General features: G+C 60.1%; 13 protein-coding genes. 8 read left to right on the top strand and 5 right to left on the bottom strand.

Annotation, left to right across the window (positions count from 1 at the left end; all coding sequences use genetic code 11):
• Positions 1-45: 45 nt before the first annotated feature.
• Positions 46-930 carry an alpha/beta hydrolase gene (locus G3O01_RS12000; protein WP_205804846.1) on the top strand — a complete coding sequence of 295 codons (885 nt, stop codon included), beginning with the start codon at positions 46-48 and terminating at the stop codon, positions 928-930.
• A gap of 732 nt (positions 931-1,662) precedes the next feature.
• On the opposite strand, the gene G3O01_RS11995 is transcribed toward G3O01_RS12000, so the two are convergent.
• Positions 1,663-2,319, bottom strand: coding sequence for a TetR/AcrR family transcriptional regulator (locus G3O01_RS11995; RefSeq protein ID WP_346779173.1), 657 nt, complete (start codon positions 2,317-2,319; stop codon positions 1,663-1,665).
• Positions 2,320-2,710: 391 nt separating this feature from the next.
• On the opposite strand from G3O01_RS11995, the gene G3O01_RS11990 reads away from it, so the two are divergent.
• From G3O01_RS11990 to G3O01_RS11970, 5 genes are read left to right on the top strand one after another with little or no spacing between them, the layout of a single operon-like run.
• Positions 2,711-3,412, top strand: coding sequence for an HAD family hydrolase (locus tag G3O01_RS11990; RefSeq protein ID WP_205804843.1), 702 nt, complete (start codon positions 2,711-2,713; stop codon positions 3,410-3,412).
• Positions 3,413-3,425: 13 nt separating this feature from the next.
• Positions 3,426-4,553, top strand: a complete 1,128-nt coding sequence (locus G3O01_RS11985) for a branched-chain amino acid ABC transporter substrate-binding protein (RefSeq protein WP_205804841.1) — start codon at positions 3,426-3,428, stop codon at positions 4,551-4,553.
• Between the two features lie 45 nt (positions 4,554-4,598).
• Positions 4,599-5,930 carry an aspartate aminotransferase family protein gene (locus G3O01_RS11980; RefSeq protein WP_205804839.1) on the top strand — a complete coding sequence of 444 codons (1,332 nt, stop codon included), beginning with the start codon at positions 4,599-4,601 and terminating at the stop codon, positions 5,928-5,930.
• Between the two features lie 22 nt (positions 5,931-5,952).
• Positions 5,953-7,749: an IlvD/Edd family dehydratase gene (locus G3O01_RS11975; protein WP_205804838.1), complete on the top strand. Its 1,797-nt coding sequence runs from the start codon at positions 5,953-5,955 to the stop codon at positions 7,747-7,749.
• 10 nt (positions 7,750-7,759) lie between these two features.
• Complete coding sequence (locus G3O01_RS11970; RefSeq protein ID WP_205804836.1) at positions 7,760-8,530, top strand: SDR family oxidoreductase; 771 nt, start codon at positions 7,760-7,762, stop codon at positions 8,528-8,530.
• 68 nt (positions 8,531-8,598) lie between these two features.
• On the opposite strand, the gene G3O01_RS11965 is transcribed toward G3O01_RS11970, so the two are convergent.
• Genes G3O01_RS11965 through G3O01_RS11955 form a run of 3 tightly spaced genes read right to left on the bottom strand, consistent with a single transcriptional unit; the run spans position 8,599 to position 12,225 of the window.
• Complete coding sequence (locus G3O01_RS11965; protein WP_205805158.1) at positions 8,599-9,702, bottom strand: hypothetical protein; 1,104 nt, start codon at positions 9,700-9,702, stop codon at positions 8,599-8,601.
• A complete protein-coding gene (locus G3O01_RS11960) occupies positions 9,689-10,939 on the bottom strand; it encodes an LssY C-terminal domain-containing protein (protein ID WP_205804835.1) in 1,251 nt (416 codons plus the stop codon). The genes G3O01_RS11965 and G3O01_RS11960 overlap by 14 nt, the downstream gene beginning before the upstream one ends.
• Positions 10,936-12,225: an LssY C-terminal domain-containing protein gene (locus G3O01_RS11955; protein WP_205804834.1), complete on the bottom strand. Its 1,290-nt coding sequence runs from the start codon at positions 12,223-12,225 to the stop codon at positions 10,936-10,938. The genes G3O01_RS11960 and G3O01_RS11955 overlap by 4 nt, the downstream gene beginning before the upstream one ends.
• Positions 12,226-12,588: 363 nt before the next feature.
• Here G3O01_RS11955 and G3O01_RS11950 point away from each other — a divergent pair, with 363 nt between their 5' ends.
• Positions 12,589-13,608, top strand: a complete 1,020-nt coding sequence (locus G3O01_RS11950; protein ID WP_205805156.1) for an SGNH/GDSL hydrolase family protein — start codon at positions 12,589-12,591, stop codon at positions 13,606-13,608.
• A gap of 32 nt (positions 13,609-13,640) precedes the next feature.
• Here G3O01_RS11950 and G3O01_RS11945 read toward each other — a convergent pair whose 3' ends face one another.
• Positions 13,641-14,207 (bottom strand): MarR family winged helix-turn-helix transcriptional regulator, encoded by a 567-nt coding sequence (locus tag G3O01_RS11945; RefSeq protein ID WP_205804833.1) that lies wholly within the window; start codon positions 14,205-14,207, stop codon positions 13,641-13,643.
• Between the two features lie 328 nt (positions 14,208-14,535).
• Here G3O01_RS11945 and G3O01_RS11940 point away from each other — a divergent pair, with 328 nt between their 5' ends.
• On the top strand, positions 14,536-15,798 hold the full coding sequence (locus G3O01_RS11940; protein WP_205804832.1) for an amidohydrolase/deacetylase family metallohydrolase: 1,263 nt from the start codon (positions 14,536-14,538) through the stop codon (positions 15,796-15,798).

Genomic DNA, 15,798 nt, shown 5'->3' with positions numbered 1-15,798 from the left:
ATAGAGAGATCCATTCACGGAATGCATCGTCAAAGGAGAGCTTGAATGACTAATCCGACATCGGAAGTCGCTATTCCAGTCACCCATCACCGTTTTGCAGTAGTCGATGACATCAAACTCTTTTATCGTGAAGCGGGGCCCGCCGACGGCGACACCATTGTGCTGTTACATGGCTTTCCCACTTCATCGCATATGTTCCGGAATCTCATTCCGGCACTCGCCGACCGTTATCGGGTCATCGCACCGGACTATCCGGGATACGGCCAAAGCGATATGCCTTCCCGGTCCGACTTTGCCTACACGTTCGACCGGATTGCGTCGCTAGTGGATGGCCTTCTCGATCAATTGGGTGCGACCCGATACGCGCTGTATGTGATGGATTACGGTGCACCTGTTGGATGGCGCATCGCATTGAAGCATCCGGAACGGATCACGGGCTTTGTCGTGCAGAACGGCAATGCCTATGACGAAGGACTGAAGGAATTCTGGAACCCTATCAAGCAATACTGGAATGATGAATCGAGCGCGAGCCGACAGGCTTTGCAAACGCTACTCACGCTGGAGACGACCATTTTCCAGTACACCGACGGCGTAAGCGACCGCACGCGTGTGGCGCCGGACAACTGGATTCATGACCAGGCTTTGCTGGACCGGCCGGGCAACAATGAGATTCAGCTGGATCTGTTATTTGATTATCGAACCAACCTGCCTCTCTATCCGACGGTTCAGGCTTACTTCAGGGAGCATCGACCGCCGATGCTGATCGTGTGGGGAAAGAATGATTTCATCTTTCCCGCAGACGGGGCACACCCTTATAAGCGCGACCTGCCGGATGTCGAGTTTCATCTTATCGACACGGGACATTTCGCGCTCGAGGATAAGGCCGACGAGATGATCCCGTTGATTCGAGATTTCCTCGCTCGGCTCTAGCCTCCGGCGAAGCCGCTCGAATGGAGACGCCAGCAAGGGAGCGCTGAAGCGCCTACCAGCTGGCTAACGCTCTTGGTGACACCGTTCGGGCTGCAAGAATGCTGCGGATTGTCGTCAGGGAGTGTTCGGCGATCTGACTCGATGCAGTCCTGTGTGGCGTCGAAAATTCCGGCGCTCTGACGCCCAGGATTCTGCACACAGCCGAGAGGTAAGGTTTGCCCGACCCCGCATATCGACTGACGGCGCTGGCGATCGCCGCATCGCCAACGTGTCTGCGAAGCCACTCAAGCGTCTGCCGATCCTTCTCGTTGTAGACCCTGACCAGGTGCTCCATGATCACCTCCCCGGAAATACTGTATCAATATACAGTACTGTGAATTTATACAGGTTTGGCGCGGATTGCAAGTGGCAGACGTCGTTCGAAGCGTGCCGCCGGCGCACAGCCAACGATACCGATCGATCGCACGAAAATAAGGGCGCTAGCCAACACATCTAAGGCACGGGCAGCAGCGGCTCTCGTGCGAGATCCGCCTGGTTCGGAGGCCTTCGATAGAAGTTGTCCACAGAAAAAGTGGATGAGCCTGTGGACAATCCGCGAGCCGACACTGGCAAGCGATTGATTGGACACACATTTGCTGCGATGCGTTACGTCGAGGGCGACCCGCGTCAGCGATGCCGTCGGGACCGGCATCGAGCATATGGAGTGATTCTGCTCTGCGAAAGCGTCGCCGCTTAAGAAGCGGCGCCTGGTAATTGCCGCTGAAGCCCATCCAGTACGACATCGATGTACCGCTCGTGGCTCTGTTTCAGCGACGAATTGGTACCACCCTTCCAGCGTACGATGAATGCCTGATTCGAAAGCCGTTTGACATTCGACGTCAGAACGGGAAAGGCCGAAGGGTCGAGTTCTTCGAATCGCGTGCGCAATCTGCCTTCCCATGCGTCACGTTCGTCAGCACCGTGGCTTGCGAATTCCAGCGTCACGAAGCCGACCATCGCGGTAATCACCGTGTTGTACACGTGAATCAGATCTTCGGGCCTGAAGCCCGCGGAAAGCAAGGTCTGGAGAACAGCCTCGACCATCACGGGATTCATACTGGCATTCGAAATGATCTGCGAACCCAGTAACGGTGCGATGTTCGGATGCCGCGCCACGGCGTCGCGATAACGATTGAACAGTTCCTTCAACCAGTCGCGCCAGCGCGTGGCCGGCAGTGCTGGCGGAACAAGGTCACCCAATGCCACCGCGATCACTTCGACGAGTAACTCGTCGCGGCTCGGCACGTGCCAATAGATAGCCGTCGGATACACACCCAGCTCTCTCGCGACATCGCGCAGGCTGAACGATGCATAGCCTTTCGCATCGATCAATGCGAGGGCCGCTTCCACGATACGTTCCCGCGATAGTCCCTGATCCTTCGGGGCCCGGCCACGTCGCTTCTTCTCGGGCGCGGTCGCCGCCGCTGACTCTTCCTTTCTGCTCAACGTGAGTTCTCGCCAGTGAATTCGAACGAGCGTCACTCTACTTCAAACACTGCGATCGCGCGAGACGTCCGGGAAAACCCGCAAATCGGCTCGCTTGCACAATTTAATTGTACAGCGTACATTAAATTCACTTCGAGAGCGTCGCTGAGGATCCGCGACGGTTTTAGCTTGGTTCGTGCGTGACGAGAAGGGATCCTGTGTCGCTCGCGTCGACATGGCTGCTGGAGTCGAAGGGCAGCCTCGAAGTCGGTCAATATTCTGTTGAATTAGCACTACTACATGATGGATGAAACCTATGAAACCCAAAGCACTAACGTTCGACTACTTTGGCACGCTCGTCGATGTGACGTCGGGCGGTATTCGCGGTATTGAAAGCGTATTGCAGCGTCTCGCGCTCACGACGACGCAAACAGCAGCCGATGTCTATGCCGACTGGGACAGGCGCACGGTGCAGGGCTACAGAAGCAACGCGTACCGGCGTTATCGCGATGTCGCGCAACAGGCGCTCACGGATTGTCTGGAGGCGCTACATGAAGGCAGCACCACGGGTCAGGACATGGCCGCGTTGACTGAGTTGCTGCTGACACATCTGGTTGAATCATCGCCGCCTTTTGACGACGCCGTCGCGTTCCTCGACTGGGCACGCGACAGGTTCGTGCTCATGCCGATTACCAACATGGACACGGATCTGTGGCGTCGAAGCCGTCTGGTTGAGTACTTCCCGAAAGTGACGACGGCGGAAATGGCCCGCGCATACAAACCATCGGAAACGATCTTCAAAACCGGGCTTGCCACGCTTGGGATGCGAGCCGACGAAATCTTCCATTGTTCGATCGGCACGTGGGCCGATATCGACGGTGCCAAGCCGCTCGGTATCAAGGTGGCGTGGATCAACCGTGGTGCCGAGAAACTGGGTGATTTCCAGGCACGCCCGGATTACGAGTTCGCGACGCTCGAACCTGTGCGCAGCGTGCTGGAACATCTCATCAACGAGTGACGGGAGCATGATCATGCGTATTCCTGCAATGAAGATGCTTGTGGCAGGCCTGAGCGTTGCGTTGGCATCCGCGACGGTTCATGCCGACACGGTGGTGAAGATTGGTGTCGCAGGTCCACTGACAGGTTCGCAGGCGGCGAGCGGCAAGGACAACGAGCGCGGCGCGAGACTCGCTGTCGATGACCTCAACGCAAAACATATGACGCTGAATGGCCAGCCGCTCAGGTTCGAATTGATTTCCGTGGACGATCAATCGGATCCGAAGGCAGGAGTGACCGTCGCGCAGAAACTCGTAGACAACGGTGTGCTAGCAGTAATCGGGCACTGGAACTCGGGCGTAACGATTCCCGCGTCGAAGATCTACAACGATGCGAAGGTGATCATGATCACGCCCGCAGCATCGAATCCCGCATTGACGGTTCCCGGCTATCCGTACGTATTCCGTCTGACCACTGACGACAATGTACTTGGCGGAAAGATGGCTGATTATGCGGCGAATACGCTGCATCTGAAGCGCGTCGCGGTGATAGACGATCGCACCGCCTATGGTGCGGGTGTAGCGGATGTGTTTGCCAGTACGGCGAAGAAGCAGGGCATCGATATTGTTGCGCGCGAATACGCTACCGATCACACCGTCGATTTCAAAGCGGTGCTGTCGAAGGTGAAGCTCGAGAAACCGCAAGCCATTTTCTACGGCGGCTATTACGGGCAGGCGGCCTATCTGGCCCGGCAGATGCGCGACCTTGGAATCAACGCGGTATTGATGGGTGGCGATGGACTGTGCGTCGGAGAGTTTCCGAAGCTTGCCGACGGTGCGCTCGACAAGAAAATGTACTGTCCACAAGGCGGTGTGCCGCTTGCCGCATTACCCGATGGCAAACGCTTCGAAGCCCGCTTCAAAACCGCATATGGTGTCGATCCTGATCAGAAGGCACCGTCCTTCTACGCCGCCACGATGATGATGGGCGAGGCGATCGCGACCGCGCAATCGCTATCGCCAGAAACGCTCGACAAGACGCTTCATCAGACAACCTTCAACACCCTGTTCGGGCAAGTGCGCTTCGATCGACGCGGCGAATGGATCAAGGCGCCGATGACGGTGTATTGGTCCGCGGGCGGATCGATCGTGCCGGTCGAATAACCGATTTCATAGAACACGTATTCAGCAATTGAATCAGGAATGCATATGTCGATAACCAACGTGTTGCCATCGCAGCCGGATGTGGTCGAACTCACGCGCGCGGCTTCGCTCGCCTCGGGTGCGTTCGCAAAGGCGAATCCCAAAAGTGAAGCGGCGCATCATCAAGCCTTATCCGTGATGCCGGGCGGCAATACCCGTTCCGTGCTGTTCTATTCGCCGTTCCCATTGACGATTGCGCGCGGCGAGGGCAAGCGCTTGTGGGACGTAGACGGTCACGCCTATACAGACTTTCTCGCCGAGTACACGACGGCGATGTATGGCCATAGTCATCCCGTGATTCGCGCAGCCATTGTCGAGGCACTCGATAACGGTCTCAATCTGACGGGCCACAATACGCTGGAAGTGCCGCTTGCGCGTCTGTTGCAGGAGCGTTTCGATTCCGTCGAATCACTGCGATTTACGAACTCGGGTACTGAGTCGAACCTGATGGCCATTGCGGCATCGATCATCTTCACTGGACGCAAGAAGGTCATAGCTTTCAAGGGCGGCTATCACGGCGGTGTTCTGACTTTCGGTAGTGGCAATAGCGCGGTGAACGTGCCGCACGATTTCGTAGTCACACCGTACAACGATCTCGGCGCCGTCGAAGCCGTCTTCGCTGCACACGTGGACGATATCGCTGCAGTTATCGTCGAGCCGATACAGGTTGCGGGTGGATGCATCGTCGGTGAACCTGAATTCCTGAAGGGATTGCGCGCGCTGACGCAACGACACGACGCGTTGCTGATTTTCGACGAAGTCGTGACATCGCGCCTGTCAGGCGGTGGACGGCAGGCGTTGCTCGGCATCCGTCCCGACCTCACGACGTTCGGCAAGTACATTGGCGGCGGCATGTCGTTTGGCGCATTTGGCGGCCGCAAGGATGTGATGGCGCAGTTCGATCCGCGCTTGCCTGGCGCCACGCCGCACGCAGGTACGTTCAACAACAACGTGCTGTCGATGGCAGCCGGATACGCGGGCCTCTCTCGCCTCTATACGCCGGGCGCTGCCGCTGCGCTCAACGAAAAAGGCGAGCGGTTGCGGGCGCGAATCAACGGGTTGTGCCGCGAACGCCAGGTCGCGATGCAGTTCACAGGCATCGGGTCGCTGATGAATCTGCATGCGGGCACTCAGCCGATCCATTCCGTCGACGACCTCGGCGAGGCCGACACGCCGCTCAAAGACCTGTTCTTCTTTCACATGATTGAACGTGGATGCTACGTCGCGCGCCGTGGTTTCATCGTGCTGACACTGGCACACGACGAAGGTGATTTGCAACGTCTCGAAGAAGCGGTGGCGTCGTTCATCGACCGATATGAAGCGCTGCTGCGCACCTGATACGCAGACTGAGGAGAAAGCGTTGACATCTGATCAGTCAGCACGCGCGCCGAGGCCGCTGCGCAGCCGCCGCTGGTTCGACAATCCATCGAATCCCGGCATGACTGCGCTGTATCTCGAGCGCTACATGAACTTCGGCATTACGCGCGAAGAGTTGCAGTCGGGCAAGCCGATCGTCGGAATCGCGCAGACAGGCTCCGATCTCGCACCGTGCAATCGACACCATATCGAGCTTGCAAAACGCGTGCGCGACGGCATCCGCGACGCGGGCGGCATTCCGCTCGAGTTTCCTGTTCATCCGATTCAGGAAACGGGCAAGCGGCCGACGGCGGCGCTCGATCGCAATCTGGCCTATCTCGGGCTGGTCGAAGTACTGCACGGCTATCCGCTAGACGGCGTTGTACTCACGACAGGCTGCGACAAGACCACGCCCGCTTGCCTGATGGCCGCTGCGACCGTCAACATTCCGGCGATCGTGCTCTCGGGTGGTCCGATGCTCGACGGCTGGTATCAGGGGAAACTGGCGGGCTCCGGCACCGTCGTGTGGGAGGCGCGCAAGGAACTCGCGAGAGACGAACTCGATTACGCGGCGTTCATGGAGAAGGTCGCGGCGTCGGCGCCGTCGGCGGGACACTGCAATTCGATGGGCACGGCGCTTTCGATGAATTCGCTCGCCGAAGCACTCGGCATGTCTTTGCCCGGTTGCGCATCGGTGCCTGCGCCGTATCGCGAGCGCGGCTGGTTTGCGTACGAGACGGGCAAGCGGATCGTGCAGATGATCGGCGAAAACCTCAGGCCGTCGGACATCATGACGCGCAAGGCCTTCGAAAACGCAGTGGCCGTCGCAGCCGCGATCGGCGCTTCGTCGAATTGCCCGATCCACATGATCGCGATCGCTCGACACATGGGCGTGGCCCATTCGCTCGATGACTGGCAGCGCGTCGGTGCCGACATTCCTTTGCTCGTCGATTGCCAGCCAGCGGGGCGTTTCCTTGGCGAAGCCTTTCATCGTGCCGGCGGTGTGCCGGGCGTGATGAGGGAATTGCTTGCCGCGGGCCGGTTGCACGGCGGCGAGATGACAGTCACCGGACGCGTGCTGGCGGAGAATCTGGCGCAGGTCGCTGAGCCGGATCGCGAAGTGATCCGGGCATTCGATGCGCCGCTCAAGCCCGTAGGCGGCCATATCGTGCTCACCGGGAACCTGTTCGACAACGCAGTGATGAAAGTCAGCGTCATCGATGCACGGTTCCGCGAGCGCTTCCTGTCGAATCCCGACGATCCGGATGCATTCGAAGTCACGGCTGTGGTTTTCGAAGGCCCTGAGGACTATCACGCACGGATCGACGATCCCGCACTTGCCATCGACGAAAACTCGATGCTGGTCATGCGGAACTGCGGACCCGTCGGTTATCCGGGCGGTGCCGAAGTGGTCAACATGCAGCCGCCCGCAGCATTGATCCGTCGCGGCATCGACACGCTGCCGACGATGGGCGACGGGCGCCAAAGTGGCACTTCAGGCAGTCCGTCCATTCTGAATGTATCGCCGGAAGCGGTGTTGGGCGGCGGGCTGGCGCTGCTGAAAACAGGCGACCGGCTACGCATCGATCTGAAGAGGCGGCGCGTCGATCTGCTGGTCTCCGATGACGAACTCGCCGCGCGCCGGGCTGCGTGGTCTGCGCCGTCGCTGGCGAACCAGACACCCTGGGAGGAAATGTATCGAAGCATGGTAGGTCAGCAGGGCAACGGCGCGTGCCTCGAACCGGCGACGCCGTTTCTCAACATCATCGAGTTACGCGGCGAATCGCGCGACAACCACTGACGGGGCGAGCATGACTCAGACAAACGGGATGCAGATGCCGCGCGTGGCTATCGTGACAGGTGCGGGGTCAGGCATCGGCAAGGCGGCGGCGCTCGAATTGCTGAGAAACGGATGGGCGGTTGCGCTGCTCGGCAGACGTATCGAGCCGTTGCGGGAGATCGCCAATGACGTTGCGTTCGAAAAGCGCGCGTTCGCCGTGTCGTGCGATGTATCCGATCCGCTTGCGGTCACGTCATCGTTCGACGCCATCGTTGCGCGTTTCGGGCGGATCGATCTGCTGTTCAACAATGCGGGCGTTGGCAATCCGCCTGGTTCGTTTGAAACGTGGACGCCCGAACAATGGCGCGGCACCGTCGATGTCAACCTCAACGGCATGTTTTTCTGCTTGCAGAAGGCGTTCAGGATCATGTCGACGCAAACCCCGCGTGGCGGCCGCATCATTAATAACGGGTCGTTGTCGGCCTGGGTGCCGCGACCGAATTCGATCGCCTACACGGCCACGAAGCACGCCGTAACGGGCCTGACGCGTTGCGCTGCGCTCGATGGCCGTGCGTACGACATTGCCGTCGGTCAGATCGACGTGGGCAACGCGCACAGTGCCCTTGCCGGGGCTATGGCGCACGGGGTTCCGCAAGCTAATGGAGAAGTGGCAGCGGAACCGCTGATCGACGCGGAAATCGTCGGTCGTTCAGTGGCATATATGGCGAACTTGCCGCTCGACGCGAATGTGCTTTTTCACACCGTTATGGCAACGAAAATGCCTTTTGTCGGGAGGGGGTGAGGGTTTGATCATTGCCCGGATTCGAGAGCGACCAGTCGAAGCAAATCGGGTGACGCCCGCTTGCGCAGTCACCTGGCGGGTGCAGTCAGATCCTCCTCGACGAAACGCAGGATCGCCTCTGTCAGCGCCTCGCGCGGGTAGGCATTTTGCGTGACGAACAGCGAGCCGATAGTAGGGTGCGTGCGGGCAATGGGCACGGCAAGCGCCCAATGATCGGCGTTGACATATCCAATCAGGGTACTGCCCGGCACCACCTGATCGTAAAAGATGACCTGGCTGTCGTTTCGAGGATCGATACGCGCGAGCTTGTCATAACTCGATTTGAGAATTGACGAGATGCGCTCCAACTGAGGGAACGTTACGAGCGAGTAATAGCGCAGATCGGCAGGAAGCGGATGCTGGGCCAGCCACGCCTTGCGCGTCGCGGGCCGCAGGCTCTGCACTGCGCCGCCGTCGCCGGACGAGCAGGTTGCGCCGGGGAATTGCCGCATCAAGTCGGCCTGGTACTGTTCGGCATCATCGGCGAGCGGCGACCCGCCTACCGCGCCAGCGGCGCTAACCACGGCCGCCACACGGCGACGGATCTCCGGATAGGCCACCACTGCTTCGAGAATGTCGGGCGCGCCCTTCGAATAGCCAATCAGCACGAGGCGTGGTGCTCCCTCAGGAGGAGGCATGGCCATAATGGCATCACGTATCTGGCGTGCGTTATTCGTCGAACCCGACAGCGCATCGACGTCGATAAGGGTTCCGTCATAGCCGGACTGGCGCAGGTTTGCGACGACAGTGCCTTGCGTATTCAGCCACGGCCTGAAGCAGTCGTATCCGATCCCTGCCACGACGGCCGCTACGAGATGACGTTGCGACGGCCGTAGATCGACGGGCTTGCCGGTGCCGGCCGGCTCGACGCCCACGCGGGTCAGCGCGTCGTCGCAAGGACGGTAGTCGGGCAGCGCGGGGCCGCGCGCTTCGAGCACCGCGCAATAGATCTCGCGGAAACGCCCCCGCTTGTCCTGTACGCCCGCCTGCGATGCCGGCGCAAGGACCAGCGGAGGGGTATCGGCCGAGTACGGGATAAGCGGCTTTGTCGCGCACGCGCCGAGGAGGAGTGCAATGCTTGTCGCCACCACGGCCGCAGCACGGCGATCGAATGTCAGGTCATCTGGAGGCATCGCCCATTTCCCTGCGCTGGATGGCTTCACGTTGTTCCAGATACGGCACCCAGTCGAGAACCTGCACGTCGGAGAAACTGAGCGGCCGCGTCGCGAAGAACATCACCGCGCGCAACCCGTCCGTGTAGTAGGTTGCATTGTCGAGTGTCGTCCTCGGATGCTCCCTCGTTGCCTCGCCGACACCGTACACAAAGCCGAGCTTGTCGAGACCGCCGGAATACATCAGGTCCTGGATCAGGAAGTTGCGTGCCTCGTCGACGTTGCTGTGCAGGATCGGCTGTGTCTCGTCGCGCGGTGCAAAGCGCCCGCCGACCGGACGCCCCACCTGCGCGACGTACACCGGTTGGCCCTGAAAGCGGATTGGCACCAGCCATGCGCGTATCCACGTGGCGGGTGCACCCGCCTGTGCCTGCTTACGCCCAACGGCGTCCGCGTTCCGACCGAAGACTCTTTGCACCGCGTCGGACTCGCGCAGGTTGCGCCGGTAGTTGCGCCGTACCAGTGCCGACCCGACGTCGGCAAGTTGGCCGATCAGAACCGCGTTCAGCGGATCGGCATTGACGGTCCCATCGGCGTTGGTGGCGCAGCATGGCAGCCGTTCCAGGGCGACGCGCAGCGATGCGAGATCCGGGCAGTCCGTGATCTCCGTTTCGGTGTATGCGAAGGGAGCCTGCGCGAGTTGCGGGTCCGACTCGCTGCCTGGCACGCGCAGAGAGAGTGTGAACGGGATCAGCGTCTGGCTTCCGAACAGGTCGATATTGACGAGCTTGGTCACGCGATCGGGATTCGTGAACAGAATGCCGGCGCGTGTCTCTCCTGCTGGTATCGGGTTCTTGAAGCCGAGGCTGCTGAAGTAGTCGTCGATGCGCGTATTCGTTGCACCGCCAAGCAGCGTGTGTAACGACCATGCGACTTCATGCGGAGAAAAGTAGTCCGGGTCGGTGCCCGAGCGCAACAGCCACAACGGTTGCGACGTCTCGTTTTGCACCTCGACCCACACGGGCTGTACACGCGCTCGGGTGACATCGGCGCCGAACATCCGCTCGCTGTCTTCGCTGCCAAGCACGGTGGCACTCACGCGCACATTGCGGTTAGTGGCGCTGACTGCACGCGTACGCAACGGACCATCGTCAGCATGAGGCGGGGCCTGCCATGTCGAACAGCCCACGATAGCAAGCACGAGAGCCGCGATGAAGACGCCTCCCATCAAACGACGCAACGGCAGCACGACGCTCATCGCTTTCCTCCGAACGACGTCGCCTTGAGTTCGTCATCTGTAACCCACGGGAACAGCTCGATATCCGCAAGCGATCTCGGCGCGTGGTCGAATACGAGCACCTGGCGATAGCCGTCGGTGTAATACGGATCGGTAGTCAGGTTTTCGCGTGGTGCGCTTTGCGGCGCGACGCCCACGCCCTTCACGAGTCCCAGCTTCACCAGGCTCTGCGAATAGGCCATGTCTTCCGTCAGTGCGGTACGCGCTTCATCCACGTCGGGGTCGATCTTGTGGGTCGTGAGCGTCGGCGAGTGAAACGTGAGGCGAACACCGATATCGCGGCTGATCTGGCCGACCCACACCGTTTTGCCGTGGTACCGCATGGTGGTAAGCCAGAGTCGTAAATGATTGCGTTGGTGGATCGTGTCGCGTGCTTTTTGCAGCGCGAGATCCTGCGCGCGTCCGAACAGATAGAGATCGCTCACGGGCGCGTTGACGTAGCGTTCGCCGGAGAGCGCGGAGGTCACCATCCTCCAGATCGCGCCTGACCACTTCTGCTCGGTCGGGCTCCAGCCGCGCCGCACGAGCGCGGGAAAAGCGTCATCGAGACCGCCCACGATCACGAGATTGACGGGATCGCCGTTCTTTGAACCGTCCTTGTTGGTGACGCAGCATGGCAAGGCTTCGAGCGCTGCACGGAAGGCCTCGTCATCCGTGTAGTCCACGACAGATTCAGTTGCATCAGCCGCGCGCCTGAATACTTTGCTTGTCTTGTAGTCGGCTTGAAACCCGGGTACGACCGTGAGGATCGAAAAGGTCCTTGCCTGTCCGCTGGCAACGAGATCCAGTTGGACCAGTTTCGCGCCCTCGGTCAGGTTCGTGAGCACGAAGCCGGATGCGGTTTGCCCAGGCACAATGGGATTGCGAAAAGCGAGCGTGTTAAAGCGCTGGTCGAGCGAGGTCTTCTGTACCTGCGTCGCGTCACTCTCGAACGCCTCTGCCGCTTCTGACGCTGGAAAGAAATTTGGGTCGAGCCCCGGACTCATCAGGAAATAGCTGCGCGGCTCGTCATTCCTGACTTCTACCCAGACAGGCTGAATGTTCTTTTTCGCCAGTTCAGCGTCGTAGAGAGTCTTGCTTTCATCCGATGAAAGTACTGCTGTCGAAACGCGCAGTCCGCCGTCGGTGCGCGAAGCGGCGCGGCCCTGGTAGCTGGGAACATCGGTCGTGGAAGGAGTGTCGGCGCAACCGGCTAGCGCACAGGCCACGAGAACCATCGTCAGCACTTGCAGCACGATGCGCTTCATTGGAGCACCTCACCACTGCGAGTCAAACCTGCGCTGAAATCAGTGTGGATATTCGACTGATTTTTCTTTAAGGTTTCGGACCTGCTTTCCGAAACGCATGAGAATTATAGTGCGTTGATCGGCACCTACCGCCCTACGCGACATTCGTTCAGGTCGGTCGTGAATACCTTCAGGATCGACGGCATCGTCGAACCTTTGCGTATGGCGACGCAGAAGGGCCACCGTCGCCGCGCCAGGCATCTCACCGGCTGGCCAACCGCAGCGCACACTTTTTGCTTGATGCTAGGGACTATCGGAAAGGCGAAGCGCCAGATCACCAGCCGACATGGCTGCAGCGCTTCGGCTGACCGGAAAGGAGTTGCCATGCAAGCACTAAGTTACAAGGCGCGCGCTGTAATTTTTTTCATCGCGATCTCGGTGCTTTCGGCATGCGGCGGACACGGAAGCAGCTCGAGCAATGGCAACACGACGACATCGGCAGGCGGGATCAATCTGCAAATCGTCTCGTTCGGAGATAGCCTTTCAGACGTTGGGACCTATGCACCGATCGCAAGCGTGGTTGGCGGAGGGCGTTTCACGACCAATCCCGGACAGGTGTGGACTCAGGATGTGGCGCAATACTACGGCGATACGCTAAGCGCCGCGTACACGATTGACCTCACGCATAAACTTAGCGCGCAAAGCGGCCTCGGTTATGCGGAAGGTGGCGCCACGGTGGCGACGCCAGCAAATCAGAGCGACTTCCTGACGGATGTAATCGGCAATATCGAAATGCCCGTCAATCAGCAGATTTCAAGCTATCTTGGCGCGCATGGGTCCTTTAATTCAAATCAACTGGTACTCGTATGGGCCGGTGCCAACGATGTGCTTCGGGCCGGGGCGCTGCCCGCCGCGGCGCAGACTGTTGAGACGGCCGCCACCACTCTCGCTCAGCTTGTTGGGCAGATCATCCAGAACGGTGCCACGCATGTCGTGGTGGTCAATCTACCGAATATCGGACTGTCGCCCGAAGGCATCGCCGCGTCAGATGGGGGCGCAAATCTGACCCAGTTATCGCAACTTTTCAACAACAGTCTGAACGCTGGCTTACAGGCGGCGGGTCTGCAAACCAAGGTTATCCAGATCGATGCCTATACATGGTTGAACCAGATCATTGCGAACTTTCAAGCCAATGGTTTTACCGTGTCGAATACCAGCGTCGCCTGTGACCCAGCGAAAACACCCCATGCAACGGCGTTGCTCTGCTCACCGCCAACCTACGTGACCGCCAACGCCGACCAGACCTATATGTTCGCCGACGAGCTTCATCCGACGACGCATCTGCATACGCTCTTTGCCCAATACGTGGAGAAGCAGATCGCTAATAGCGGCCTGGGGCACTGAGTCGCGGAGATCACCGCGTCCGTCGCATAGATTCAGGTCGCGTCGACAGAACTCTCATCCTGCGCGAGCAACTGACTGTCGGGCAACCGGAACGGCACCGGACCTTCCGCGTTATTGGCTTCCACCAGCCGGATCATCTGCAGCATGAACACATCGCGCTCGACGGGCGAAAGATGCTCGATGGTGCGATCGTGCGCGCGCTGCACGGCGCTCGACATCTTTCTGATCAGACGCTTGCCCGCAGGCGTGAGTTTCACCAGCCGCAAGCGCTTGTCGTGCTCGGCCTGCGTGCGTGTCACGAGTCCACGTGCATTGAGACGCGGAATGACTTCCGCGACGCTCGAACGCTCCAGCCCGACTTCGATCGCGAGCGTGTTCTGGTCCATTTCGCCGAGCGATTCGAGCGTGGTGAGCAGGCTGTATTGCACCGGCGTAATGTTGAACTCGCTCGTCTCCTGCGCGAACAGGAACGTGTGGATCTGATGCATGCGGCGGATCAGAAAGCCTGGCCGCGAGAACAGCGGCGAATGCGCCTGCCGCTCGGCAAGCTCCGCACGGACGCTCTGAATGTCGATGTGATCGGGGGCAGTGGTTCGCATGGAAACGACTCTGAGAAAGATAGGCGAGCTTCGAACGCTCCGTGACGTATTCTAGGCTGAAATCGCAGCCTGCCGCAAATGTGGGGTACACCACGGAATCACCATAAGAAGGCGTCGCGCCTGTGCTTGGTGCGCACACGGGCGCGCGTCGTCCGATTTGGTGCGAGTGTCAAATGAGAGATCCGTGGTACGGCACGGATCTGGTGTGCGTGAATCGCGTTAAATAGATGATTTAAAAAAGAAAATACTACTGCGAAAGCCGTGCAAAAAAACCGGCACACAATTTGCGGTACACCACGCATCTTCCCACTCGGCTATCGCACCGTACATGTCACAAGTTCTGCTCAAAGGGGGCCGTGTCATCGACCCCGCCCAGAAGATCGACGCCACGCTCGACGTGCTGGTGGACAACGGCGTGATTGCCGCGATCGGCTCCGATGCCGCGAGTCACGCGCGCAACGCGGAAGTGATCGATTGCGGCGGCAAGCTGGTGCTGCCCGGCCTCATCGATACGCACGGCCACGTGTTCCAGTACGTCACGGGCCGCTTCGGCCTGAACGCGGATCAGTGCGGCGTGCAGTCGGGCGTGACGACGATCGTCGATCAGGGCGGGCCGAGCTGCATTACGATTCCCGGCTTTCGGCACTACGTGGCGGAGCGTTCCGCCACGCGCGTGCTCGCCTTCATTTCCGCTTATCTCGTTGGCGGCCTGGAGGGGCATTACTACCCGGACCTGTATCGCCCCGATTGCCTCGATGCCGATGCAACCATCAAGTCGGTCCGCGCGAATGCCGATCTCGTCAAAGGGATCAAGGCTCACGCTGAAATTGGCGGGTTTGCGCGCTGGGGTCTCGACGTGATGAAGATCGCCGCGAAGATCGGCCGTGGCGCCGAGCTGCCGTTGTATATCCATTTCGGCCAGTTGTGGCCGAAGCCCGAGAGCGGCGCGCTGCCTGTGCAGGCCGATTCCATCTTCAATCAGGTGGTCGAGACGCTCAAACCCGGCGATATCCTCGCGCATCCGTTCAGCCGTCATCCGGGCGGCTTCGTCGAGGAGAACGGGCAACTGCATCCGCTCGTGCATGAAGCGGTTGCGCGCGGCCTGAAGATCGACGTCGGCCACGGCTCGCATTTCAGCTTCAAGACGGCGCGCATCGTGCTCGATGCGGGCGTCGTGCCCGACACACTCGGTGCCGACATGCACGGCTACAACACGCATGTGCCCGCGCCCGCCGGCACGCCCGACAGCCATCCCGACGAGGAACATTCGTTCCTCGGCCGCACGCAGTTCAGCCTGGTGAGTGCGATGACCAGCATGCTCGCGCTCGGCTTGCCGCTGCAACACGTCGTCGCGATGGCGACCTGCAACGCCGCGAAGATGGTCGGCATGGAAGCGCAGATCGGCACGCTCGAAGTGGGACGCGGCGCCGACATCAGCGTGCTCGACGACCGCCGCGGACGCTGGATTCTGGAAGACAACGAGGGCACGCAGGTCATCACCGACCGCATGCTGTCGCCGCTCTTCTGCCTGCGCGACGGCGTGCGTCACGACTCTGTCTCGCCGACGCTGCCGCTCGCGCGCGCCGCCTGA

The organism is Burkholderia sp. Ac-20365 (assembly GCF_017104715.1).
Lineage (GTDB): Bacteria > Pseudomonadota > Gammaproteobacteria > Burkholderiales > Burkholderiaceae > Paraburkholderia.
The sequence above is the reverse complement of the archived record's forward strand: the minus strand, read 5'-3'. Positions and strand labels throughout refer to the sequence as shown.

Bases quoted from the DNA above. Each gene is read 5' to 3' on its own strand.
- G3O01_RS12000 (WP_205804846.1), top strand. From the start codon at position 46: ATGACTAATCCGACATCGGAAGTCGCTATTCCAGTCACCCATCACCGT.
- G3O01_RS11990 (WP_205804843.1), top strand. From the start codon at position 2,711: ATGAAACCCAAAGCACTAACGTTCGACTACTTTGGCACGCTCGTCGAT.
- G3O01_RS11985 (WP_205804841.1), top strand. From the start codon at position 3,426: ATGCGTATTCCTGCAATGAAGATGCTTGTGGCAGGCCTGAGCGTTGCG.
- G3O01_RS11980 (WP_205804839.1), top strand. From the start codon at position 4,599: ATGTCGATAACCAACGTGTTGCCATCGCAGCCGGATGTGGTCGAACTC.
- G3O01_RS11970 (WP_205804836.1), top strand. From the start codon at position 7,760: ATGACTCAGACAAACGGGATGCAGATGCCGCGCGTGGCTATCGTGACA.
- G3O01_RS11965 (WP_205805158.1), bottom strand. From the start codon at position 9,702: ATGCCTCCAGATGACCTGACATTCGATCGCCGTGCTGCGGCCGTGGTG.
- G3O01_RS11960 (WP_205804835.1), bottom strand. From the start codon at position 10,939: ATGAGCGTCGTGCTGCCGTTGCGTCGTTTGATGGGAGGCGTCTTCATC.
- G3O01_RS11955 (WP_205804834.1), bottom strand. From the start codon at position 12,225: ATGAAGCGCATCGTGCTGCAAGTGCTGACGATGGTTCTCGTGGCCTGT.
- G3O01_RS11950 (WP_205805156.1), top strand. From the start codon at position 12,589: ATGCAAGCACTAAGTTACAAGGCGCGCGCTGTAATTTTTTTCATCGCG.
- G3O01_RS11945 (WP_205804833.1), bottom strand. From the start codon at position 14,207: ATGCGAACCACTGCCCCCGATCACATCGACATTCAGAGCGTCCGTGCG.
- G3O01_RS11940 (WP_205804832.1), top strand. From the start codon at position 14,536: ATGTCACAAGTTCTGCTCAAAGGGGGCCGTGTCATCGACCCCGCCCAG.